The sequence below is a fragment of the Janthinobacterium sp. PAMC25594 genome (genome assembly GCF_019443505.1).
Lineage (GTDB): Bacteria > Pseudomonadota > Gammaproteobacteria > Burkholderiales > Burkholderiaceae_D > Janthinobacterium.
On sequence record NZ_CP080377.1, the window covers coordinates 906,440 to 928,850 of the forward strand.

16 protein-coding genes are annotated in these 22,411 nt (G+C 66.7%); 5 read left to right on the forward strand and 11 right to left on the reverse strand.

Annotation, left to right across the window (positions count from 1 at the left end):
- Positions 1–6 precede the first annotated feature (6 nt).
- The 4 genes from KY494_RS03980 to KY494_RS03995 all read left to right on the forward strand — a co-directional run bounded on the left by KY494_RS03980 (position 7) and on the right by KY494_RS03995 (position 7,454).
- Entirely contained in the window at positions 7–1,152 is a 1,146-nt protein-coding gene (locus tag KY494_RS03980) for an FIST signal transduction protein (RefSeq protein WP_219889993.1), read from the forward strand.
- The gene (locus KY494_RS03985; protein ID WP_219889994.1) at positions 1,149–4,697 is read left to right on the forward strand and encodes a response regulator; all 3,549 of its coding nucleotides are present in this window, start codon (positions 1,149–1,151) and stop codon (positions 4,695–4,697) included. The genes KY494_RS03980 and KY494_RS03985 overlap by 4 nt, the downstream gene beginning before the upstream one ends.
- Before the next feature lie 62 nt (positions 4,698–4,759).
- A complete protein-coding gene (locus KY494_RS03990) occupies positions 4,760–6,577 on the forward strand; it encodes an alpha/beta hydrolase (RefSeq protein WP_219889995.1) in 1,818 nt (605 codons plus the stop codon).
- A gap of 31 nt (positions 6,578–6,608) precedes the next feature.
- Entirely contained in the window at positions 6,609–7,454 is an 846-nt protein-coding gene (locus tag KY494_RS03995) for a universal stress protein (RefSeq protein ID WP_219889996.1), read from the forward strand.
- A gap of 5 nt (positions 7,455–7,459) precedes the next feature.
- Here the strand turns inward: KY494_RS03995 and KY494_RS04000 are convergent, their stop codons facing one another.
- The 3 genes from KY494_RS04000 to KY494_RS04010 are packed head-to-tail and all read right to left on the reverse strand — an operon-like array spanning position 7,460 to position 10,255.
- Complete coding sequence (locus tag KY494_RS04000) at positions 7,460–8,158, reverse strand: VIT family protein (RefSeq protein WP_219889997.1); 699 nt, start codon at positions 8,156–8,158, stop codon at positions 7,460–7,462.
- Between the two features lie 10 nt (positions 8,159–8,168).
- Positions 8,169–9,563: an ATP-binding protein gene (locus tag KY494_RS04005; protein WP_219889998.1), complete on the reverse strand. Its 1,395-nt coding sequence runs from the start codon at positions 9,561–9,563 to the stop codon at positions 8,169–8,171.
- Positions 9,560–10,255 (reverse strand): response regulator, encoded by a 696-nt coding sequence (locus tag KY494_RS04010; RefSeq protein ID WP_219889999.1) that lies wholly within the window; start codon positions 10,253–10,255, stop codon positions 9,560–9,562. Before KY494_RS04010 ends, KY494_RS04005 begins: the two co-directional genes overlap by 4 nt.
- A gap of 196 nt (positions 10,256–10,451) precedes the next feature.
- Between KY494_RS04010 and KY494_RS04015 the strand changes: the two genes are divergently transcribed.
- Entirely contained in the window at positions 10,452–10,994 is a 543-nt protein-coding gene (locus KY494_RS04015; RefSeq protein WP_219890000.1) for a cytochrome b, read from the forward strand.
- A gap of 37 nt (positions 10,995–11,031) precedes the next feature.
- On the opposite strand, the gene KY494_RS04020 is transcribed toward KY494_RS04015, so the two are convergent.
- From KY494_RS04020 to paoA, 8 genes are all read right to left on the reverse strand, one after another.
- Positions 11,032–12,018 (reverse strand): magnesium and cobalt transport protein CorA, encoded by a 987-nt coding sequence (locus KY494_RS04020; protein WP_219135337.1) that lies wholly within the window; start codon positions 12,016–12,018, stop codon positions 11,032–11,034.
- 90 nt (positions 12,019–12,108) lie between these two features.
- Positions 12,109–12,741 (reverse strand): hypothetical protein, encoded by a 633-nt coding sequence (locus tag KY494_RS04025; RefSeq protein ID WP_219890001.1) that lies wholly within the window; start codon positions 12,739–12,741, stop codon positions 12,109–12,111.
- Positions 12,742–13,248: 507 nt separating this feature from the next.
- Positions 13,249–15,762, reverse strand: coding sequence for an ATP-binding protein (locus KY494_RS04030; RefSeq protein WP_219890002.1), 2,514 nt, complete (start codon positions 15,760–15,762; stop codon positions 13,249–13,251).
- A 10-nt stretch (positions 15,763–15,772) separates the two neighbouring features.
- Positions 15,773–16,801 (reverse strand): ABC transporter substrate-binding protein, encoded by a 1,029-nt coding sequence (locus KY494_RS04035; RefSeq protein WP_219890003.1) that lies wholly within the window; start codon positions 16,799–16,801, stop codon positions 15,773–15,775.
- Entirely contained in the window at positions 16,798–18,435 is a 1,638-nt protein-coding gene (locus KY494_RS04040; RefSeq protein ID WP_258194651.1) for a response regulator, read from the reverse strand. Before KY494_RS04040 ends, KY494_RS04035 begins: the two co-directional genes overlap by 4 nt.
- A 111-nt stretch (positions 18,436–18,546) precedes the next feature.
- Positions 18,547–20,745 carry an aldehyde oxidoreductase molybdenum-binding subunit PaoC gene (gene paoC / locus KY494_RS04045; RefSeq protein ID WP_219890004.1) on the reverse strand — a complete coding sequence of 733 codons (2,199 nt, stop codon included), beginning with the start codon at positions 20,743–20,745 and terminating at the stop codon, positions 18,547–18,549.
- A gap of 4 nt (positions 20,746–20,749) precedes the next feature.
- Positions 20,750–21,709 (reverse strand): xanthine dehydrogenase family protein subunit M, encoded by a 960-nt coding sequence (locus KY494_RS04050; RefSeq protein ID WP_219890005.1) that lies wholly within the window; start codon positions 21,707–21,709, stop codon positions 20,750–20,752.
- Positions 21,706–22,356 carry an aldehyde dehydrogenase iron-sulfur subunit PaoA gene (gene paoA, locus KY494_RS04055; RefSeq protein ID WP_219135344.1) on the reverse strand — a complete coding sequence of 217 codons (651 nt, stop codon included), beginning with the start codon at positions 22,354–22,356 and terminating at the stop codon, positions 21,706–21,708. The genes KY494_RS04050 and paoA overlap by 4 nt, the downstream gene beginning before the upstream one ends.
- Positions 22,357–22,411 lie beyond the last annotated feature (55 nt).

Genomic DNA, 22,411 nt, shown 5'->3' on the forward strand with positions numbered 1-22,411 from the left:
CCTGCCATGCGCGTGCAACAACTGATCCTGAAAAACCGTGCCGACATCGATGCCGCACTGGCGCCCCTGGCCGCCATGCAGCCGCAGCTGGTGCTGGTCTTTGGCGCCTGCGCCTATTTTTCCACCCCCGAACTGACGGCGGCGCTGCGCCGCCAACTGCCCGGCGCCGTGATCGCCGGCTGCTCCACGGCCGGCGAGATCGCCGGCAAGCGCGTCTACGACGACAGTTGCGTCATCACCGCCATCGGCTTCGCGCACACCACGGTGGCGATTGCCGACGCCATCATCTGCGACATGGCGGACTCGCACGAGGCGGGCGAGCGCCTGGCACAGGCGCTGCCGCGGGATGGCCTGGCGGCGGTCTTCATGCTGGGCACGGGCGTGGCCATCAACGGCAGTGCCCTGATCGCCGGCCTGCAGGAAAATCTGCCGCCGGGCGTCACCATATCGGGCGGGCTGGCGGCCGACGGCGGCGCCTTCCGCCAGACCTGGACCCTGGGTCCGCGCGGCGCGGCCGACAATACCATCGTGGCCGTCGGCCTGTACGGCGAGCATATCCGCCTCGGCTACGGCAGCCATGCGGGCTGGGAAGCGTTCGGTCCCGCGCGCAAGGTGACGCGCTGCGTCGGCAACGTGCTGTATGGCCTCGATGGCGCGCGGGCGCTGGACATCTACAAGCTGTACCTGGGCGACTATGCGTGCGACCTGCCCGGCTCGGGGCTGCTGTTTCCGTTTGAAATGCTCACGGCGGCGCATGAAAAAAGCAATGTGTTTCGCACCATCCTCGCCGTCGATGAAGAACAGGGTTCGCTGACACTGGCCGGCGACATCCTCGCCGACGGCTACCTGAAATTGATGCATTCCAGTACCAACCGGCTGATCGACGGGGCCGAAATGGCCGCGCGCAATGTCCAGCGCCACGCCGATACGCTGGGCGACCAGCTGGCCCTGCTGGTCAGCTGCGTGGGGCGCAAGCTGGTCATGGGCGACCGGGTCGAGGAAGAGGTCGAAGCGGTGGCCGAGGTGCTGGGCAGCGGCGCCACCTGCATCGCCGGTTTTTACTCCAACGGCGAAATCGGTATCACGCAGCCGCATGGCGCATGCCAGCTGCATAACCAGACGATGACCGTGACTGTGCTGAGCGAAACATGAACCGCACCCTGGCACGCCAATTGAGCCGCGTCTGCGACATCGACTCGGAAAACGCCTGCATCGCCTTGCTGGAACAGGCCCAGGCATTGGGATCGCAAGCGGGCACGCCGCCCGAACTGGCCGCTTTCCTGGCCGGCCTGCCGGCCCTGCTGCTGCGCATCGACGGCAGCTACGAACAGGCTGAACGCGACCTGGACTTGCGCTCGCGCAGCCTGGAGCTGAGTTCGACCGAACTGAGCATGACGAATGACCTGCTGCGCACGGAACTGGCCAGCCGCAACCGCGTCCTGCAATCGCTGCGCGTGGCGGCCGTGCGCCTGCTCGACAACGACGATTCCGGCCTGCACCTGCCGCAGGAAGGCGATATCGAGGGCCTCTCGGTGCTGCTGGCCAAGCTGGTATCGCAGCAGGAACTGCGCCGCATCGAACTGCAGAACCAGCGCTTTGCGATGGACCAGCATGCCATTATCAGCATCACCGACACGGCCGGCGTCATCATTTACGTCAACGACAAGTTCTGCGCCATCAGCGGGTTCGCGCGCGAAGAGCTGGTCGGCCAGACGCACCGCCTGATCAATTCGCATACGCATCCTGACGCCTACTTTGCGCAGATGTGGCAAACCATCACCACGGGCCAGGTCTGGCATGGCGAAATCTGCAACCACGCCAAGGATGGCGGGCAATACTGGGTCGACGCCACCATCGTGCCCTTCCTCGACGCCGCCGGCGAACCCTATCAGTACATCGCCATCCGCACGGAAATCAGCGACAGCAAACGCATGGCCGAGACCATCGCGAAAAGCGAGCGCGAATACCGCAACGTCGTCAACAGCCTCAATGAAGTGGTCTTTCGTACCGACTTGCACGGCGCCTGGACCTTCCTGAACCCCGCCTGGCACACCATCACCGGCTTCGGCACCGCCGACAGCCTGGGCAAGAATGTGCTGCAATTCGTCGATGCGCGCGACCGCGAGCGCGCCGCCGCCGGCCTGTCACAGCTGCTCGGTGGCCATGTGGACAGCATGCGCCATGAAGCGCGCTACGTCACCCGCGACGGCGACGTGCGCTGGATCGATGTGTGCGCGCGCGCCGAGCGCGATGGCCTGGGGCGGCTGGCAGGCATCACCGGCAGCCTGACCGACATCACGGAACGGCGTCTGGCGGCGCACGAGCTGCGGCACAACCTCAACTTTGTCGACGCGCTGATCGAGACCATTCCTATCCCTTTGTACCTGAAGGATGTGCAAGGCCGTTACCTGCGCGCCAACCGCGCCTATTGCGCCTTCTTCCAACGCGCGCAAGCGGACATCCTGGGCAAGACGGTGGCCGACATCCTGCCGCAGCAGCAGGCGCAGCAAGTGCTGCAGCGCGACCTGGAGCTGCTGCAGGACCGGGGCAACCAGACGTATGAGGACCGGCTGAGCGTCGGCGCGCGTCAGGTCGATGTGCTGTACAGCAAGGCGGCCCTGCTGAAGTCCGATGGCAGCCTGCACGGCCTGGTTGGCACCATCGTCGACATTTCCAGCCAAAAGGCGGCCGAGCGCGCGCTGCTGCTGGCCAAGGAAGTGGCCGAATCGGCCAGCCGCTCGAAGAGCGAATTCCTGGCCAACATGAGCCACGAGATCCGCACGCCGATGAACGGCATCCTGGGCATGACGGACCTGGTGCTCGATTCCGAACTCGACGTCCACCAGCGCAAATACCTGGAAATCGTCAAGGCTTCGGCCGACGCCCTGCTGTGCATTATCAACGACATCCTCGATTTCTCGAAGATCGAGGCGGGCATGCTGACGCTGGAAAGCATCCCTTTCAAGCTGCGCCAGCTGATGCAGGAAACCATGCGCGCACTCGCCATGCGGGCCCAGGCCAGCGGCCTGGAACTGGTGCTCGACATCGATCCCGCGCTGCCGCACACCTTGCTCGGCGACCCTGGCCGGCTGCGCCAGATACTCACCAACCTGGCGGGCAACGCCATCAAGTTCACGCCGCGCGGCGAGGTCACCGTGAGTGCCCGGCTGTGCGCCAGCGGCGATGGCATGGCCCGGCTGCAGCTGTGCGTGCGCGACACCGGCATCGGTATCGCCGCCGACATGCAGGAGGCCGTCTTCGACGCCTTCCAGCAGGAAGACGGTTCGACCACGCGGCGCTTCGGCGGCACGGGACTGGGCCTGTCGATCACGCGCCGCCTGGTTACGATGATGGGTGGCAGCATCGGCCTGTCGAGCGAACTGGGCAAGGGCAGCAGCTTCAGCGTGGACCTGGCCCTGCCCATCGGCGAGCATCAGCCTTGCCTGCCGCCGCCCGGCGCCTCGCTGGCGGCGCGGGCGATCCTGCTGGTCGACGACAATTCCAGCAGCCTGACCATTTTGCGCAAGATCTTCGAGCACAGCGGTGCCATGGTCACCGCCTGCGAGTCGGGCGAGGCGGCGCTGGAACACTGCCGCACCGCCCTGCCGGCCGACTGCATCATCATGGACTTTGCCATGCCCGGCATGAATGGCTTCGACACGGCATCGGCGCTGGCCGCCCTGCCCCACTGGAGCCAGGTGCCCATCGTCATGCTATCGTCGAGCGGCAGCCTGGGCGACGCGGCGCGCTGCCGCGAACTGGGCATCGACGGCTACCTGCTCAAGCCGGCCAGCCCCGAGGAATTGCTGGCCATCACCATGAGCGTGCTGGGCACCTGCCGCGGCATGCCCGGCGCAACACCGGTGATGACGCGCCATAGCGTGCGCGAAGGTTCGCCCAGCCTGGACATCCTGCTGGTCGAGGACAACGCCATGAACCGCGAACTGGCCACCGTGCTGCTGTCGAATGCGGGCCACCGGGTCACGCATGCGGCGAATGGCCGCGAAGCGCTCGACCGCCAGGCCGCCAGCCATTTCGACCTGATCCTGATGGACCTGCAGATGCCGGAAATGGGCGGTTTCGAAGCCACCGCGCAGATCCGCCAGCGCGAAGCGCAAGGCATGCCGAAGAGCGTCATCATCGCCATGACGGCCAGCGCCTTCGAAGGCGACCGCGAACGCTGCATCGCCGGCGGCATGGACGATTACCTGTCCAAGCCTTTCCGCACCGCAGCCCTCCAGAGCCTGATCGAGCAGCATGTGTCGCACATCAGCAAGCCAACGCCGCCGCCCGCCATGACGCCGGCCACGACAGTAATGGCAAGCGGCAGCGCGCCACGCTTCGACTACGGCGCCGCGCTGGCGAACGCCGACGCCGACGTGATCGGCATCATCGGCGCCTCCTTCCTGGCCGGCTTGCCGGAGCAGCTGGCCGCCTTGCGCGCAGCCCTGCAGGCGGACGACCGGCCCACCGCGAGCCGGCAGGCACATACCCTGGCCGGCTTGCTGGCCAACTTCCATGCCATCCCCGCCGTCGCAATCGCCGCCGCCATCGAGCGCGAAGCGGCACAGGCTCCGCAGGCGGCATTGCTGGCGCGGCTCGCTGCGCTGGAGGAACAGTTGCGGCTGTTCATGCAGGAAACGGACGCGGCCATCCAGGCGACAGGCGGGACGCTGCACGCATCCGGGCAAACTTGATGTAGATCATAATTTTTTGAACAAGCTCTTGCTATCCTGTAAAAAAATGACAGGAGTGCTGAATGAGCAAGACGCAGCCGAGCAATGCGGAACAAACCGTTGAACATGAGCGCCTGGGCAGCGCCTGGCAAGGCGTGCCAGCGCCCGACTATCCGGAGAGCGCGCCGGAAGGCGCCACCCTGGACCTGCTGCTGAACGCCTGGCTGGGCAAGTTCACGGGCGGCATTTCGCCGGCCGCGCTGGGCAACGCCTATGCCGACTGGCTCAGCCACCTGGCGCTGGCGCCATCGAAGCAGCTGACCCTGCTGCAGGAAGCGTGGAAGAAGATCGGCCGCTGGCAGCAGTACGCGTTGCAATCGGCGCTGCAGCCGGCGCAGAGCGGCAGCGCCAGTGCGCCGCCGTGCATCGCCCCGCTGCCGCAGGACCGGCGCTTCGAGGACCCGGCCTGGCAGCGCTGGCCGTACAACCTGGCCTACCAGGGCTTCTTGCTGCAGCAGCAGTGGTGGCACCGCGCCACCACGGGCGTGCGCGGCGTCTCGCCGCACCACGAAGATGTCGTCACGTTCACCGTGCGCCAGTGGCTCGACATGCTGGCGCCGTCGAACTTCCTGCTGACCAATCCCGTGGTGCAGCAGGCAACCCTGGCGAGCGGTGGCGCCAACCTGGCGAACGGCGCGCAGCACCTGGCCGACGACTGGCGCCGCGCCGCCATGGGCGCGCATGCGCCCGATGCGCGCAGCTACAAGGCAGGCGAGAACGTGGCCGTCACGCCCGGCAAGGTGGTCTACCGCAACGACTTGATCGAATTGATCCAGTACGCCCCCGCGACAGCGACCGTGCATGCCACGCCGCTGCTGTTCGTGCCGGCCTGGATCATGAAGTACTACATCCTCGACCTGTCGCCGCGCAATTCGCTGGTGCGCTACCTGGTGGACCAGGGCCACACGGTGTTCATGATTTCCTGGAAAAATCCGCAGGAAGAAGACCGCGAGCTGTCGCTGGAAGACTACCGCCAGCTGGGCGTGATGGACGCGCTCGACGCCGTTGCCCGCATCACGGGCGCGCCACAGGTGCACGCGGCCGGCTACTGCCTGGGCGGCACCCTGCTGGCGATCGCCGCCGCCAGCATGGCGCGCGACGGCGATGCGCGTCTGGCCAGCCTCACCATGCTGGCCTCGCAGGTCGACTTCAAGGAACCGGGCGAACTGTCGCTGTTCATCGACGACAGCCAGGTCAGCTTCCTGGAAGCGGCCATGTGGAAGCAGGGCTATCTCGATACGAAGCAGATGGCGGGCGCCTTCCAGCTGCTGCGTTCGAACGACCTGATCTGGTCGCGCCGGCTGCGCCATTACCTGCTCGGCCTCGATGAGCAGGACAGCGACCTGATGGCCTGGAATGCGGATGCCACGCGCATGCCCTGCCGCATGCATTCGGAATACCTCCGCCGTCTGTTCCTGCACAACGACCTGGCCGAAGGGCGCTACCGCACGGCAGGCCGGCACATCGCCCTGCCCGACATCGATGCCCCCATCTTTGCCGTCGGCACCCTGACGGACCACGTGGCGCCATGGCGCTCCGTGTATAAACTGCAGCTGCTGACCGATACCGACGTCACCTTCCTGCTCACCTCGGGCGGCCACAATGCGGGCGTGGTCTCGCCGCCGGGCCAGGCGCGCCGCAGCTACCAGCTGGCCACGCACTCCCACGATGCGCCCTACATCGACGCGGACAGCTGGCAGCGCGACGTGCCGCACCACGACGGTTCCTGGTGGCCCGCCTGGCAAGCCTGGCTGGCGGAGCGCTCGGGCGCGCAGGTGGCGCCGCCGGCCATGGGGCCCGACCTGGGCGACGCGCCGGGCAACTACGTGCTGCAGACTTGACAACCGACTTCCGACAACCGAGGAAAACGCCATGCCCTACACTACCCTGCTGGTCCACGTCGACAATTCCCGCCACTGCGCCCAGCGCATCCGCCTGGCCGTGCGCCTGGCCGTCGCCGAAGGCGCGCACCTGATCGGTTCGGCCATGAGCGGCATCTCGCGCTATGCGTATGGCGGCGGCGTCAACGCGCTGCAGTTTGCGCCGGCGCAGATGCAGGCGCTGCGCAGCCAGGCCAGCGAGGCCTTGCACGACTTCGAGCGCATCGCCCGCGAAGAAGGCCTGGGCACCTACGAAACGCGCTTCGTCGACGACGATGCGCAAGGCGCGCTGCTGCTGCAGGCGCGCTATTGCGACTTGCTGATCCTCGGCCAGACGGACGCGCAGGATACGCCCTCGCGCGTCATCGCCGGCACGCCCGAATACCTGATGCTCCATTGCGGCCGGCCCGTGCTGATGGTGCCGCACGCGCCGTCCGCCGCGCTATCGGGCAGCGCGCAGCATCCGCTGCTGGCCTGGAACGGCAGCGCCGAAGCGCTGCGCGCCATCACCGATGCGCTGCCGCTGCTGCAACGCGCGCGGCAGGTGACCCTGGCCGTCGTCAATTCGCACGCCCAGCCGGCCGCGCACGGCGAGCAGCCGGGTGCCGACCTGGCCCTGTACCTGGCGCGCCACGGCGTCAACGTCGAGGTGCTGCAGCACGACACGCCGCCGGGCCAGGACGTGGGCGCGGCCCTGCTGGCCATGGCCGCGCAGCGCCAGTGCGACCTGATCGTGATGGGCTGCTACGGCCACATGCGCCTGCGCGAAGCGCTGCTGGGCGGCGTCACGCGCACGGTGCTGCAGGACATGACGTTGCCGGTGCTGGTATCGCACTGACAGCGTCAGGCTGCCGTGGCGCCGAACAGCGCCCCGATGCCCGATGCCGCCGCCATCGACAGCGCGCTCCAGAACACCACGCGCAGCACGCCACGGCCCACGCGCGCGCCGCCGGCCCTGGCGGCCAGGCCGCCCAGCAAGGCCAGCGATAGCAGCGACGCCACGACGATGGCTGGCGCCAGCATGGACAACGGCGCCAGCAACACCACCAGCAGCGGCAACGCCGCGCCGACGGCAAAGCTGAGCGCCGAAGCGAGCGCCGCCTGCAGCGGACGCGCGCGCATGCTCTCGGTGATGCCCAGTTCATCGCGCGCATGCGCGCCGATCGCATCGTGCGCCGTCAACGCCCTGGCCACTTGCGCAGCCAGCGCCGGCTTCAGGCCGCGCGCCACATAAATGTGCGTCAACTCGTGCAGCTCCCCCTTCGGATCGCCGAGCAGCTCGCCGCCCTCGCGCTCCAGCGCCGCCTGTTCCGTATCGGCCTGCGACTGCACCGAGACATATTCGCCCGTGGCCATCGACATGGCGCCCGCCACCAGGCCGGCCACGCCGGCCACCAGAATGCTATCGTGCGTGGCGTGCGCCGCCACCACGCCCAGCACCAGGCTGGCCGTCGAGACGATGCCGTCATTGGCACCCAGCACGGCGGCGCGCAGCCAGCCCACGTTGTCCATCCGGTGAAACTCGCGGTGTCGCAATGGCATATTTTCTCCTTTAGGTATGCATGGCCGCGTCGGCGGGCGCGGGAAAGCGCACCGTCACCACCAGGCCCGCGCCATCGGGCCCGGCGGCCAGCTGCACGCTGGCGCCATGCGTTTCGGCGATGCGCCGCACGATCGACAAGCCCAGGCCGCTGCCCGGCTGCTGCGCGCCGGCGGCGCGGAAAAAGCGTTCGAACACGCGCTCGCGCAACTGCTCGGCGATGCCGGGTCCCGTGTCGCTCACGCGCAGCAGCACGCCATCGGCCTCGGTGCGGCATTCCAGCGCCAGCGTGCCGCCGGCCGGGGTGTAGCGCATGGCATTGTCCATCAGGTTGCGCGCCAGGATCAGGACATGGTCCGGCTGCAAACGGCACGGCGCCGTGGCCAGGTCGGCCCGCAGCAGCAGATCCTGGCGCTGCGCCTGCGCCATCCAGGCGGGCAGCTGGTCGGCCAGCACGGCGGCCAGGTCCAGCACGGGCAGGTCGGGCGGCGGCTGCGACTGCGGGTCGAGCCGGGACAAGGTCAGCAACTGCGCCACCAGGCGCGTGGCGCGGTCCACGCTCAGGCCAAGGCCCATCACCGATTCCTTGCGCTCGGCATCGCTGCGCGCGCGCTGCAGCACCTGCAGGTTGGTCTTGATGGCCGCCAGCGGCGTGCGCAGTTCATGCGCGGCATCGGCCGTGAAGCGCTGCTCCTGCTCGCGCGTCTGGCGCACGCGCACGAACAGGCGGTTGATGGCCTGCAGCAGCGGCTGCACTTCCAGCGGCGCGCCCGTCACGCTGACACTGGCAAGATCGTCGGGCGTGCGCAGCGCCACTTCATCGGCGCTACGGCGCAGGGCGCGAAACACGCGGTTGATGCTCCACCAGATGGCCAGCGCCGCCAGGGCGGCCATCGGCAAGCCGATGACCAGCAGCTTCAGGGCGAAGCGGCTGCTGATTTCCTGGCGGTGGCTGGCCGGTTCCGCCACCTGGATCTGCAGCTGCGCGTTGTGATTCCAGCTCGTGTAGATGCGCCACAGGCGGCCGTCGTTGTCGTGCCAGCTGTAGCCCACATCGGCCGGCGCGGCGAACGCCTGGTCCGGCGCGCCGGCGTTCTTGTACAGCAGGCGCTGCTGCGCATCCCACACCTGGAACAGCAGATACTGGCGGTGGTTGCGGTTCTGCGCCACCGGCATCACCAGCGACGCGCTCGCGCCATGCTCCTGCACCTCGTGCTCGGCCAAAGCGAGCAGCAAATGGCCCGTCTCGGCCAGCGACTGGTCGAACAGTTCCTGGCTTTCGCGCCCCGCTTCCAGATACACGATGGCGGCGCTGAAGCCCCATAAGGTAAACGTCAGTCCCAGCAGCACGGCCAGCAGCGTGCGCCGCAGCGACCATGCGCCCGCGCTACCCGGGATGGGCATCATGGACACGCCTGCATCTCGGGCATATCGGGCGTAGCGGGCTTGTCGATGCTGTAGCCGATGGCATGCACGGTGCGGATCAGCGCCTTGCCCAGTTTGCGCCGCAAATGGTGGATATGCACCTGCAGCGCGTTGCTGTCGATTTCCTCGCCCCAGCTGTAGACGCCCTCTTCCAGCTGCACGCGGCTCAGGATGCGCCCGCGCTGCTCGACGAGCATCAACAGGATGCTGAACTCCTTGCCCGTCACGGGCACCGCCACGCCGCCCTGCCGCACCTGGCGCGCGGCGACGTCGATGACGATATCGCCGTGCACGAGTTCTTCGTGCGTGCGCCCGGCCGCGCGGCGGCAGGCGCTGCGCATGCGCGCCGCCAGCTCATCGAGGTCGAAGGGTTTGACGATGAAGTCGTCCGCGCCCGCGTCCAGGCCCGTCACGCGGTCGACGATCTGATCGCGCGCCGTGACGATCAGGATCGCCCCGTCATAGCCGCCACGGCGCAAGGTCGCCAGCGCCTGCATGCCATCCTCGCCCGGCAGGGCCAGGTCGAGCAACAGACAGCCATAGCGGTGCAGGCGCACGGCCATGTGCGCGCTTTCGGCCGACTGCACCCAGTCGACCGCATAGCCGGCCTGCTCCAGCCCCATCTGCGTGGCGCGCCCCAGCTGAGGGTCGTCTTCTGTCAGCAATATGCGCATCGTGGCCTGTCCTGTCTGGCTGTCGTGTCCGGGATTTCATGCTGGCAGCGTAGGCGCCGGACATTAAGAACTTCTTAACATCTGCGGGCGACCATCGATCCATCGTCCACTTTCGGCTGCTTCCCATGCCAGCCCCCTATCTTAACCGCTGGCGGCCAGACGCATCATCCACGCAACACAACGACAAGGAAACACCATGAATACCGAGAAATTGACGACGCAAGGCTGGCGCTATGCCGCCCCGGCGCGCCTGCTGCACTGGCTGATGGCCGTGCTGATCCCCGCCATGCTGGCCCTGGGCTGGTATATGATGGAGGTCGAGGACGATCCCGGCAGCGAGGTGTACTTCAATCTGCATAAATCGCTGGGCTTGCTGCTCCTGCTGCTGCTCGCCGCGCGCGCCGCCTGGCGCCTGGGCCACAGGCCGGCCAGCCTGCCGCCGTCCGTGGCACCGTGGCAAGCGCGCCTGTCGCGCCTGGGCCACGGCTTGCTGTACGCGGGCATGCTGCTGGTGCCGGCCGCGGGCCTGGCCGGTGCGCTGCTGAGCAAGAGCGGCGTGGCCTTTTTCGGCCTGGCCCTGCCGCGCTGGTTCGTGCCCGACCACGCGCTGGCCGAACAATGCTTCGGACTGCACGAACTGGGCGCCTGGACCCTGGCCGCCCTGATCGTCCTGCACGCCCTTGCCGGCCTCAAGCATCTGCTGCTGGACAAGGACGGCGTCTTCCAGCGCATGCTGTAACGGGCACCGCCCTTCGGCCACGCGGCGGGCCTGCCGGCTACAGCCAGCCCTCGCGCTTCAGGCGCCGGTGCAGCCAGTAGCAGCCGGCGATGATGACGACGATGACGGCCGGATAGCTGCCGCGCCACTTCAGTTCCGGCATGAATTCGAAGTTCATGCCGTACAGGCTGAAGACCATGGTGGGCACGGCCAGGATGGCGGCCCAGGCGGCCAGGCGCTTGACCACCTCGTTCTGGCGGATCGAGATTTGTCCCAGCGCCACCTGCATGGCCGAATTGACCAGCTCGCGCATCTGCCCCGCCGTGTGCGTGACGCGTTTGACGTGGTCGAGGATGTCGCGGTAATAGATGCGGTTTTCCTTGGGCACGATGTCGCCATGGAAGCGAATCAGCTGGGTGCAGATGTCGTGCAGGGGATTGACGGCCGCGTCGAGCTTGAGCAGTTCCGTCTTGAGCTGGTAGAAATCCTGCAGCTTGTCTTCGGAGAGACTGGGCTGGAACAGCTGCAGCTCGTAGTGCTGGAAGCGCGACTGCAAATGGTCGATGCAGGGCTGGTACTGGTCGACGATGAAGTCGATGATGGAATACAGCACGTAGCCAGGGCCTCTGGCCAGTTTCTCGGGCACGCTTTCCTTGCGCTCACGCAACTTTGCATAACCGGCCGAGGCGCCATGGCGCACCGTGATGATAAAGCGGGGTCCGAGAAAGACGTGGGTTTCGCCGTACACGATGGCGCCGCCGTCCAGGGTAGCCGTGTGCATCACCATGAACAGCGTGTCGCCGTACTCTTCCAGCTTGGGACGCTCGTGCGCGCCCTGCGCATCCTCGACGGCCAGTTCGTGCAAGCCAAAAGCGGACTCCAGCGCCTGCATGGCGATGCCATCGGGACCGGCCAGGCCTATCCACACGAAACAATCGGGGTCGCCGAGGAAGTCGCCCACCTTGTCGATGTCGAAATGGGCGATCTTCCTGCCATCGCGATACGCTTCGCAATTGACGACGGCGGCGTGGGTACTCAAGTCCATGATAATTTTCGGGCTACGATGTCGGGCCGTCAGTATAGCGGAACGAAACTATCATTCTGTTAAGTTGGCCAGCGTCGCCCGCAACGAAGCTTAAAACAGGCCGAACAGCGATTTTTTCGGCGCCGTGCAGGCCGCGGTAACGGGCGCCTCGATTTCCTGCTTGGCCGCCGGATCCGTCACATCGAACAGCACCTGCTTGCACTTGTTTTCACCCAGGAAGTGGAATTCCACCTGATATTTCTTGCCCGCTTCCGGCGTCAACTGCAAGGTCAGCGGGCCGCAGGAACCGGCACGCAAGCCGTGTTCGGCCGGCCAGTCGGCGTAAGCCTGCACCCAGACCGGTGCGCCCGCCGTCAGCGTCTTCTCCACTTCCGGCAGCACGCCCGTCATGCGCCGCGAACGCTCGACCATCTTCGAGATAAACGGCAACAATTTTTCGCGCAAGGTCGTGGCGTCATACACCTTGCCCACCGGCGTGAAGTCCTTGCACTCTTGCGCGCTGCCACTGGTGCCGTAGTCCACCACCATCTGCTCGCCCGACGATATCAGGCTCAGTTTCGCAACCGTGAGCACGGCGGCCGCTTCCGCGACGACAGGCTGCGCCACCGGGGTTTCCACCGCCTGCTTCGCCACGACTTCGTCACCGGCCCCGGCCGCCCAGGCACTCACGCTGGCGGCAGCCAGCAAGACACTCAATACACCACGCACACTATCTTTACGCACAAGAAATCCAGATTCAAAGTAGGTTTCATCGAAACATTAGTTAATTCAACATAACTAATATTGCCATAAAAGATAATATATTAAATATTTCCATATGGCAATTTTATCTCGTGCGGTTTGCCAGCGCGCGCCGTCGATGGCGCGGCAGGCATCCATGTCCGTCATCTTGTTGACGGCATCGACAGACTCGGCAAAGTTATCCTGGCAGCCCGGATATCGCTGGCGCCCAGGCATCATGGGGCGAAGACCGGACCTTGAGAAATAGCGGTATTATCCAGTCAATATCACCCCAATTTGACATCCGCCATCACATGCATTCATCCTCTGTCCCGGGCACCGAAGGGTATGCCGAAGATGCCGAGCAGCTTATTGCCCGGTATGAAAACGTAATCGCTGCGGATAAATACCAGGTCGTGCGCCATTTGCTGCCTGGACAGGCAGGCGCCGTGCTCGACGAGTCAGCTGGTCCTGGCTGGTTTTTTCAGCGATGAGAGATGCCGCGGCAGGCTAGGCCGTCGACATGACCGCATTCAAGGCGCGCCGCAATTCCTTCAGCCGGGGCGGCTTGCCCAGCACGCAGTCGACGTGTTCGGGGTAGTCGCTGTCGGCCGCCAGGCGCTGGCCCCAGCCCGTGAGCATGATGATGGGCGTGGCCGGCGAGCACTGGCGCACCGCGCTGGCCACCTTGCGCCCGTCCACGTGGGGCATGCCCAGGTCCGTGATGACCACGGCGAAGTATTCATGCCGCTCGTATGCGGCCTGGAAGCAGTCGATGCCGGCCTGGCCTCCATCGGCCGACACCACCTCGTGGCCATCGATTTCCAGGATGTCGCGCAGCGACTTGAGCACCATCGGGTCGTCGTCCACCACCAGGATGCGCAGGCGCGGTGGCACCACGTGGGCCGTGTCGGGCGCATCCTCCCTTTCGTCCGCGGCGCAGGCGGGAAAATCCAGGCGCACCGCCGTGCCCTGCCCCGGCGCCGTGACGATGTCGATGCTGGCGCCGTGGCGCTCCATCATGCCGTACACCATGGCCAGGCCCAGGCCCGTGCCACGCTCGCCCTTGGTGGTAAAAAACGGCTCCAGGCAGCGGCGGCGGGTATTGTCGTCCATGCCGATGCCCGTGTCGCCCACCTCGATGCGCACCTGCCGCGCCTCTCCCGCTGCGCCGGCGCAACTGGTGCGCACGCTCAGGGTGCCGCCTTCCGGCATGGCGTCGACGGCGTTGAAGACCAGGTTGGTCAGCGCTTCGCGGATTTCGCCCACGCTGCAGGGCAGCATGGGCAAGCCGTCCGCCAGCTCCGTGCGCAGGGCGATGACGATGCCGCGCTGCTGCGGCATGTCGCTCCAGCGCGCGCGCGTCAGGTCCAGCACCTGTTGCACCACCAGGTTGGCGTCGATGGGCGACAGCGCCACCTGCGGTTCGCGCTGGCGGTAGAATTCACGCATGCGCGCCACGGTGGCGGCCACGTCGTCGATGGCGCGCTCGATGACTTCCAGGCAATGCCGGCCCTGCGGACTGAGATTGGTTTCCGTCTCCAGCAGCGATTCCGTGTACAGGGCCACGGGCGAAATGGCATTATTGATGTCGTGCGCAATGCCGCTGGCCATCTGTCCCAGCGCGCGCAGGCGCTCCTGCTGCATCACCGACTGCTGCGTCTGGCGTAAGTCGTCATACGCGCGCTGCAGCGCGCCGTAGAGCTGCGCCTGGTTGGCGGCCAGCGCCACATGCTCGCTCAGCTGGCTGAGGAATTCGCATTCGCCGCTGGTAAAGCTGTGCGCGGCATGGCGCGCCACGATCAGGATGCCGAACACCGTATTCTCGGCCAGCAGGGGCGCCATGACGAGGGCGCGCAGCCCCCCTTGCGCCAGCCGCTGCGGAAACGGAAACGCCACTTCGGCGATGTCGGCTTCATACACGAGCTTGCCGCGCACGCAGCTCGACAGGCCATTCTCGTCGATGGGGATGTGCGCCTGCTCGCCCATCATGAACGACTGCGCCAGCGCCTCGCTGCGCACGCCCACGCACGTCACCTGCAGCGCGTGCTGCGACGGTTCGTACAGGCAGATGCAGCTGAAATCGATGGGCAACTGGTCTTCCAGGCTGCGCACCACCACCTGGAAGATGCTGCGCAAGTCCTGCCGCTCGCCGATCGAGCGCGTGATCTGCTGCAGCAGGTTCAGGCGCTCGAGCTGCTCGTGCACCTTGCGCTCGGCCAGTTGGCGCTCGGCGATCTGCGTTTCCAGGGCGGCATTCGTGTGCGCCAGCTCATCGCGCGAGACGGTGGTGCGGCGCAGCTTTTCCGTCATGCCGTCGAAGGCGCGCGCCAGGTCGCCGATCTCATTCCTGGTGTGCACGCCGAGCGCAAAATCGAGCTTGCCGGCGCCGACGATCAGGGTGCCCTGGCGCAGCTTTTCCAGCGGTCCCGTGACGCTGGTCATGGTGAAATAGATCAGGCCGGCCACCAGGGCGATGATCATGCCGCCAAACAGCATCACGGCGACATTGGCCCGCTGCTGCGCATCGAGCACGCCTTGGCGGCTCAATTCCGACAGCCGCATCGCGTCCGAGATCATGCCCTGCACCTTGCCCATGATCTGGCCGGACAGGCGCGACTCCAGTTCGCCCAGCACCTCGCGCCGCTGCGGGTCCTGCCCCAGTTCCCGGTGATTCGCCACAAACAGCTCGAACAGGGTCCCCACGCCGGCCAGGTCGCCCTGCAATTCGCGCAGCAGCGCGCGCTCCTCGCCGGTGCTGAAGGCAGGGTTGGCCAGCAAGCCCGTGGCCAGCGATTCGCTGCGCAGCTGCCACTGGGCCCGCGTGCGCGCGCCATGGTGCAGCGCATATTCGATCGACAGGTAGCGCAGCGACGTGACGGCTTGCAGGATATCGCCTGCGGCCTTGTTCTTCGCCAGTTCGCGCTGCATCGCCATGGTGGTGGAGAACAGCACGGCGACGATGATGGCCACCAGCAGCACGCAAAACAGTTCGGCCAGCTTGAAGCGCGTTACGATTTTCACGGTGGCTTTCTCAATGAATGACCGTCATGGCCGATGGCGCCACGGCTTCCAGGCCGTCCAGGTAGACGGCATCGAGGAAGTTCGGCATGTCGCCGCTGCCGGCCAGCCGGTTCTTGATGGCCCAGCGCGCCTCGTCTTCCAGCGCCAGCAGCAAACCTTGGTCGAGCACGATGCCGAACTGATAACCGTGCCAGGCCGCCTGCAGGCGTGCCGCCTCGCCGGCCGACGCCGTGGTAAACAGGGCGCGCGCGGCGTCGGGCTCGTCGCGGCAAAAGCGCGCGCCGGCCAGCAGCGCGCGCAGCACCTTGCGCATCGTCGCCGGGTGGCTGCGCACAAAGTCGCCCGTGCCGGCCACATTGAACAGGCCCGCATACACGTCCTCGCCATAAAAGATGGCCGCCTTGCCCGCGATGGCATGCGTCATGCCCGTCAGGAAGGGTTCCCAGCCGGCCGCCGCGTCGACCTCGCCGCGCGCCAGCGCACCGGCCAGCTGGTCCGGCGCGTAGTTGCGCAAGGTGACCTCAGCGGGCAGCAGCTTCTGGCGGTTCAGGAAAGCGTCCAGCGTGAAATGGCCCGAGGTGCCCAGGGTCACGCCGATGCGCTTGCCCTTCAGGCTGGCGGGCGTGGACACGCCGCGGTCCAGGCGTCCCACGATGCCGTGGTCGCGCTCGGCCTCGAAGATGCTGGCGATGATGACGACGGACTGGTTTTTGAGGCTGGCCAGCACCACGGGGATGTCGGACACGGTGCCCAGGTCGGCCCTGCCCTGCAGCACGGCTTCCAACGACGCCTTGCCCGACGAATATGGTTGCAGCCGCGCGTCGATGCCCTCGCGCGCGAAATAACCGTGTGCGCGCGCGGCCAGTACGGGGCAGCTGCCCACGTATTCCGCATTCACGGCCAGGCGCAGCACTTCCACCGGGACGGGCGGCGCAGCGGGCCGGGCATTGAGCCGCCAGATGGCTGCCGCGGCCAGCGCCAGCAACAGCGCGATGGCCGTCAGCCAGATCGCCCGTCGCACCGGCGCCGCGCCGTTCATGCGCTGCGCTGCGCCGTGGCCGACTCCAGCGCGCTGTTGACGGCCTCGGAAAACGCCAGCACGTCGAGCGGCTTGGTGAGGTAGCGGTAAAAGCCCGCCGCCAGTCCCTGGCGGATATCGCCCGGCCCGGCCACGGCCGTCAGCGCGATGACGGGAATATGCGCGGTGCGGGCGTCGGCGCGCAGCAGCTGCATGACTTGCGTGCCGCTGATGTCGGGCAGGTCGCTGTCCATCAGTATCAGCTTCGGCAGGTGGCGGCGCGCCAGGTCCAGGCCCGTCTGGCCGTCGCCGGCCGACAGCAGGTCGAGGTCGGGGCGAAAATGGATCAGGCCCGCCACCAGGGCCAGATTCAGGGGATTGTCTTCCACATACAGCAGCGTCTTGCGGTCCGGCAGCCGTACCGGTTCCGCGGGCCGGGCAATGGCGGACAGGGGCGCACTTTCCTGCAGCGGCTGGCGCGCTGGGCAACTGGCGATATCGAGCCAGAAGGTGCTGCCGCGTCCGGGCGTGCTGGCCACGCCCAGCCTGGCCTGCATGGCTTCGGCCAGGCGCTTGCTGACCACCAGCCCCAGGCCCGTGCCTTCCTCGTCGCGCGCATCGCGTCCCAGGCGGTTGAAGGGCTGGAACAGCGCTTCGAGCTGCGCGGCGCTCAACCCGCCGCCCGTGTCGCGCACGGACAGGCGCAACTGCCGTGCATCGACGGGCTGGCAATCGACGTGGATTTCGCCCTGTTCGCGGTTGTACTTGACGGCGTTCGACAGCAAGTTGAGCAGTACCTGCTTGAGGCGCGTACGGTCGGCCAGCACATGCAAGCCGACCGCCTCGACGAACGTCAAGGTGATGCCGCGCTTGCGCGCCAGCGGTTCCATCATTTGCCAGCATTCGTGGTAGATGCCGGCCAGGTCCACGGGCTCCATCGACAGCGACATATTGCCCGACTCGATTTTGGCGATATCGAGAATATCGTTGATCAAAGTCAACAGGTGCCGGCCCGCGCCGAAGATGTGCGAGGCAAAGATTTTCTTTTCCTGCGCCGTCGAGGGGATGGAATCGGACATCAGCATCTGCGAAAAGCCCAGGATGGCGTTGAGCGGCGTGCGCAGCTCGTGACTCATGCTGGACAGGAAATTGGTCTTTTCCTGGTTCGCCCGCTCGGCCACTTCGCGCGCCAGCTGCAAATCCTGGTTCATCGCGTCGAGTTCGTCCGTGTGCTGGCGCAGTAGCAATTCCAGGCGCGCATTGGCGATGCGCAGCTGGCGCGTCTCCAGCGCGCGCGCCAGTATCAGCAAAATGCCCGACACCTTGAACGGCTTGACGACATAATCGAGCGCACCCGCCTGCATGGCCTGCACGGCCGAGGCGATCGTGCCTTCGCCCGTCATGATGATGCAGGCCAGGTCCGCATCGATCTGCCGCGCCGCTTCCACCACGGCAATGCCGTTCATGCCCGGCATCATCAGGTCGACCAGCAGCAGGTCGAACGATTCGACGGCCAGCAGGGACAGCGCCGCCTCGCCCGAAACGAGCCCCGTCGTGTCGTAGGCCTGTCCCCGCAAGGTGTCGCACAGCGCGCGCATGTGCGCCAGCTCGTCATCGACGATGAGGATACGTGGCGGCATTGATGATCTGTTCATGCATTCTCCTGGCGCATGACCTTGCGGGTCGGGAACTTGCCCCGCAACATGCGTTCCGAGCATAGCACTTGAAAATTACCAAAAATACACGCATTGTCACGCGCAAGGTGGCTAGGCGAGCTCGGGAAGCCCCCGCAGCAGCTTGTCCAGGGTCAGCGGATAGTCGCGCACGCGTACGCCCGTGGCATTGTAGACGGCATTGGCGATCGCGGCCGCCACGCCGCAAATGCCCAGCTCGCCCACGCCCTTGGCTTTCATGGGCGAGGACATGGGGTCCGTTTCATCGAGAAAAATGACGTCCTGGTGCGGAATGTCCGCATGCACGGGTACTTCGTAGCCGGCCAGGTCGTGGTTGACGAAGAAGCCACGGCGCCGGTCGACCACCAGTTCTTCCATCAGGGCCGCGCCCACGCCCATGGTCATGGCGCCGATCACCTGGCTGCGCGCCGCCTTCGGGTTCAGGATGCGGCCGGCCGCGCACACGGCCAGCATACGCCGCACGCGCACTTCGCCCGTGTCGACGTCCACGCCCACCTCGACAAAATGTGCGCCGAATGTCGATTGCTGGAATTTCTTGTCGAGATCGCCGTATTCCATATGGTCTTCCGCGACGACGTCGCCATGCGCGGCTGCCGCCGCCAGCGGTACGCTGCGTTCACCCTGGCTGACTTGCCCATCGGAAAAACGCGCTTCCTTCTCATCGAAGCCCAGCTTGCCGGCGATGGCCTGGCGCAGGCGCACGCAGGCGGCGTACACGCCGGCCGTCGAGCTGTTGCCGCCCCACTGCCCACCCGAACCGGCCGAGACGGGGAAATCCGAGTCGCCCAGGCGCACGACGACCCGCTTCAAGGTCACGCCCAGCATTTCCGCCGCCGTCTGCGCGATGATGGTGTAGCTGCCCGTGCCGATGTCCGTCATGTCGGTCTCGACGGTGACGATGCCGTCACCGTCCAGGCGCACCCTGGCGGCGGACTGCATGACGAGGTTGTTGCGCAAGGCGGCCGCCACGCCCATGCCCACCAGCCAGCGGCCGTCGCGCCGCGTGCCGGGCCGCGCTTGCCGCTCTTTCCAGCCGAATTCCACGGCGCCCGTGCGCAGGCAGTCGATCAGGCGGCGCTGGGAAAACGGTCTGCCCGGTTTTTCCGGGTCCACTTTCGTGTCGTTCAGGATGCGCAAGACGATGGGGTCCATGTTCAATTTCTCCGCCAGCTCGTCCATGGCGATTTCCAGCGCCATCAGCCCCGGCGCCTCGCCCGGCGCGCGCATGGCGTTGCCTTCCGGCAAATCGAGTACGGCCAGGCGCATGGCCGTCATGCGGTGCTGCCCCGCGTACAGCAGCCGCGTCTGCATCACGGCCGTTTCCGGCTGCCCCCCTTTCAAGTCGCCCGACCACGATTCATGGCCGATGGCCGTGATCTTGCCGTCGCGCGTGGCGCCGAGGCGCAGGCGCTGGATGGTGGCGGGCCGGTGCGTCGTGTTGTTGAACATCAGGGGCCGCGTCAGGGCCACCTTGACGGGCCGCTGCGCCGCGCGCGCGCCCAGCGCCGCCAGCAAGGCTTCCGCGCGCACGAACAGCTTGCCGCCGAAACCGCCGCCGATGTAGGGCGAGACGATGCGCACCTGCTCTTTCGGCAGTCCCAAAGTGCGGGCCAGGTCGCCCCGGCCCCAGTCCACCATCTGGTTCGCCGTCCACAGCGTCAATGTATCGCCTTCCCAGGCGGCAATCGAGGCGTGCGGCTCCATCATGGCGTGCGACTGGTCGGGCGTCGTGTAGCTGGCGTCCAGGCGCACGGGGGCATTCGCATACGCGCTGGCGAAATTGCCCGTCTTGCTGTCGGGCTTGCCATCCTTCGGCTTGCTCGCCGAGTTTTTTGCCTTGGCCAGGTCGAAGGCGCCCGGCTGCTCGACATACTTGACGTCAAGCAACTGCGCGGCCGAGCGCGCCTGCTCGAAGGTGTCCGCCACCACCAGCGCGATGGCCTGGTGGTAATGTTGAATGTCCGGGCCACCGAGCAGATGCGCCGTGTTCATCTTGCCTTTGCCCAGCTTGCCTGCCGATTGCGCCGTCACCACGGCCAGCACCCCCGGCGCGCGGCGCGCCGCGCTGGTGTCAAGCGAGACGATGCGCCCTTTGGCAATCGCCGCGCCGACGACGTAACCGTAGGCGGCGTGCGGCGCGGCGGTGTGTTGTTCATACGCGTACGGCGCCGTGCCCGTGGTTTTCAGGGGGCCGTCGATGCGGTCCGTGGGGCGGCCCACGACTTTCAACTGGTCGATGGGGTTCGTCGTGGCGGGTGTCGTGAATTTCATGGCCCTAGCCTTTCTGGTCGGGTGCTGGCGCCAGCACGGCGGCAATCGTGCGCTGCGCCAGGATCAGCTTGAAGCCGTTGTCGGCAGTGGGATGGGCGCCGGCCAGCAGGCGCTCGCTGACGGCGGCCGCGCCATTCGGCATCGCCTGCTCGGCGCTAGAAATTCGCCACGGCTGCGGCGCGACGCCGCCCAGGGCCAGTCGGCCCGTGCCGTTGGGCAAGATGATGGCGGCCACCGACACCAGCGCGAACGCATACGAGGCGCGGTCGCGCACCTTGCGATAGACGTGCGTGCCGCCGATAGGCCGGGGCAAGGTCACGCTGGTGATCAGTTCACCCGGCTGCAGCACGGTTTCCAGCTGCGGCGTGTTGCCCGGCAAGCGGTAAAAATCGGCGATGGGGATGCTGCGCGTGCTGCCGTCGGCCCGTACCGTATCGATGCCGGCGTCGAGCACGCGCATGGCCACGGCCATGTCGCTCGGGTGCGTGGCGATGCAGGCCTCGCTGCCGCCCAGGATGGCCAGCGGCCGGCTGAAGCCGCCGATGGCCGAGCAGCCGCTGCCCGGCACGCGCTTGTTGCACGCCTGGTTCGTATCATAAAAGTAGGGGCAGCGCGTGCGCTGCAGCAAGTTGCCGGCCGTCGTCGCCTTGTTGCGCAGTTGCGCCGAGGCGCCGGCCAGCAAGGCGCGCGACAGCACCGCGTAATCGCGGCGCACTGTGGCGTGCGCGGCCAGCGCCGTGTTGCGCACCAGGGCGCCGATGCGCAAGCCGCCATCCTTTGTGGCTTCCACCGTATCGAGCGCGAGGCCATTCACGTCGATCAAATGCGCGGGCGTTTCGATTTCCAGTTTCATCAGATCGAGCAGATTCGTGCCGCCCGCGATGAAGCGCGCGCCCGGCGTGTGCAAGGCGGCGGCCGCCGCCTCGGCCGGCGTGGCCGCCTTCTGGTAGCTGAATACTCTCATGCGGGCCTCCCCGCCACCTCGGTGATGGCTTCGATGATGTTGGAATACGCGCCGCAGCGGCACAGGTTGCCGCTCATGCGTTCGCGCAATTCTTCCGGCGTCACCGAGGGGGCCGCGTTCAAGTCCGCGCTGACGTGGCTGGGGATGCCCTGACGGATCTCTGCCAGCGCGGCGACGGCCGAGCAGATCTGCCCCGGCGTGCAGTAGCCGCATTGAAAGCCGTCATGCGCGATAAAGGCGGCCTGCATCGGGTGCAGCTTGTCGGGCGTGCCCAGCCCCTCGATGGTGGTGATGCGGGCGCCGTCATGCATCACGGCAAGAGTGAGGCAGGCATTGATGCGCTGGCCGTCGAGGATCACCGTGCAGGCGCCGCACTGGCCGTGGTCGCAACCCTTTTTGGTGCCCGTCAGCTGCAGGTGTTCGCGCAAGGCGTCGAGCAGGCTGGTGCGCGTGTCGAGTTCCAGGCTGCGGCGTTGGCCGTTGATGTCCAGGTTGACTTTCATCAACACCGGCGGCGGAGAAACACTGGCCGTGTTGACCGCTTCCGCCGCTCCCGCCACGCCGGGAACCGCCACGGCCGTGGCCGACAACGCGCCGGCGATCAGCACGCCGCGCCTGCCGGCATTGATTGGATTGATCTCTGTCATGTCGCGCTTCCTCCTGGCTGTAAACTGGCTGGGTGGGCGCATGCAGGCCCGAAGC

What these genes read in the sequence shown, in the direction of transcription:
- KY494_RS03980 (WP_219889993.1), top strand. Translation starts at nt 7, where the DNA reads ATGCGCGTGCAACAACTGATCCTGAAAAACCGTGCCGACATCGATGCC.
- KY494_RS03985 (WP_219889994.1), top strand. Translation starts at nt 1,149, where the DNA reads ATGAACCGCACCCTGGCACGCCAATTGAGCCGCGTCTGCGACATCGAC.
- KY494_RS03990 (WP_219889995.1), top strand. Translation starts at nt 4,760, where the DNA reads ATGAGCAAGACGCAGCCGAGCAATGCGGAACAAACCGTTGAACATGAG.
- KY494_RS03995 (WP_219889996.1), top strand. Translation starts at nt 6,609, where the DNA reads ATGCCCTACACTACCCTGCTGGTCCACGTCGACAATTCCCGCCACTGC.
- KY494_RS04000 (WP_219889997.1), bottom strand. Translation starts at nt 8,158, where the DNA reads ATGCCATTGCGACACCGCGAGTTTCACCGGATGGACAACGTGGGCTGG.
- KY494_RS04005 (WP_219889998.1), bottom strand. Translation starts at nt 9,563, where the DNA reads ATGATGCCCATCCCGGGTAGCGCGGGCGCATGGTCGCTGCGGCGCACG.
- KY494_RS04010 (WP_219889999.1), bottom strand. Translation starts at nt 10,255, where the DNA reads ATGCGCATATTGCTGACAGAAGACGACCCTCAGCTGGGGCGCGCCACG.
- KY494_RS04015 (WP_219890000.1), top strand. Translation starts at nt 10,452, where the DNA reads ATGAATACCGAGAAATTGACGACGCAAGGCTGGCGCTATGCCGCCCCG.
- KY494_RS04020 (WP_219135337.1), bottom strand. Translation starts at nt 12,018, where the DNA reads ATGGACTTGAGTACCCACGCCGCCGTCGTCAATTGCGAAGCGTATCGC.
- KY494_RS04035 (WP_219890003.1), bottom strand. Translation starts at nt 16,801, where the DNA reads ATGAACGGCGCGGCGCCGGTGCGACGGGCGATCTGGCTGACGGCCATC.
- KY494_RS04040 (WP_258194651.1), bottom strand. Translation starts at nt 18,435, where the DNA reads ATGAACAGATCATCAATGCCGCCACGTATCCTCATCGTCGATGACGAG.
- paoC (WP_219890004.1), bottom strand. Translation starts at nt 20,745, where the DNA reads ATGAAATTCACGACACCCGCCACGACGAACCCCATCGACCAGTTGAAA.
- KY494_RS04050 (WP_219890005.1), bottom strand. Translation starts at nt 21,709, where the DNA reads ATGAGAGTATTCAGCTACCAGAAGGCGGCCACGCCGGCCGAGGCGGCG.
- paoA (WP_219135344.1), bottom strand. Translation starts at nt 22,356, where the DNA reads ATGACAGAGATCAATCCAATCAATGCCGGCAGGCGCGGCGTGCTGATC.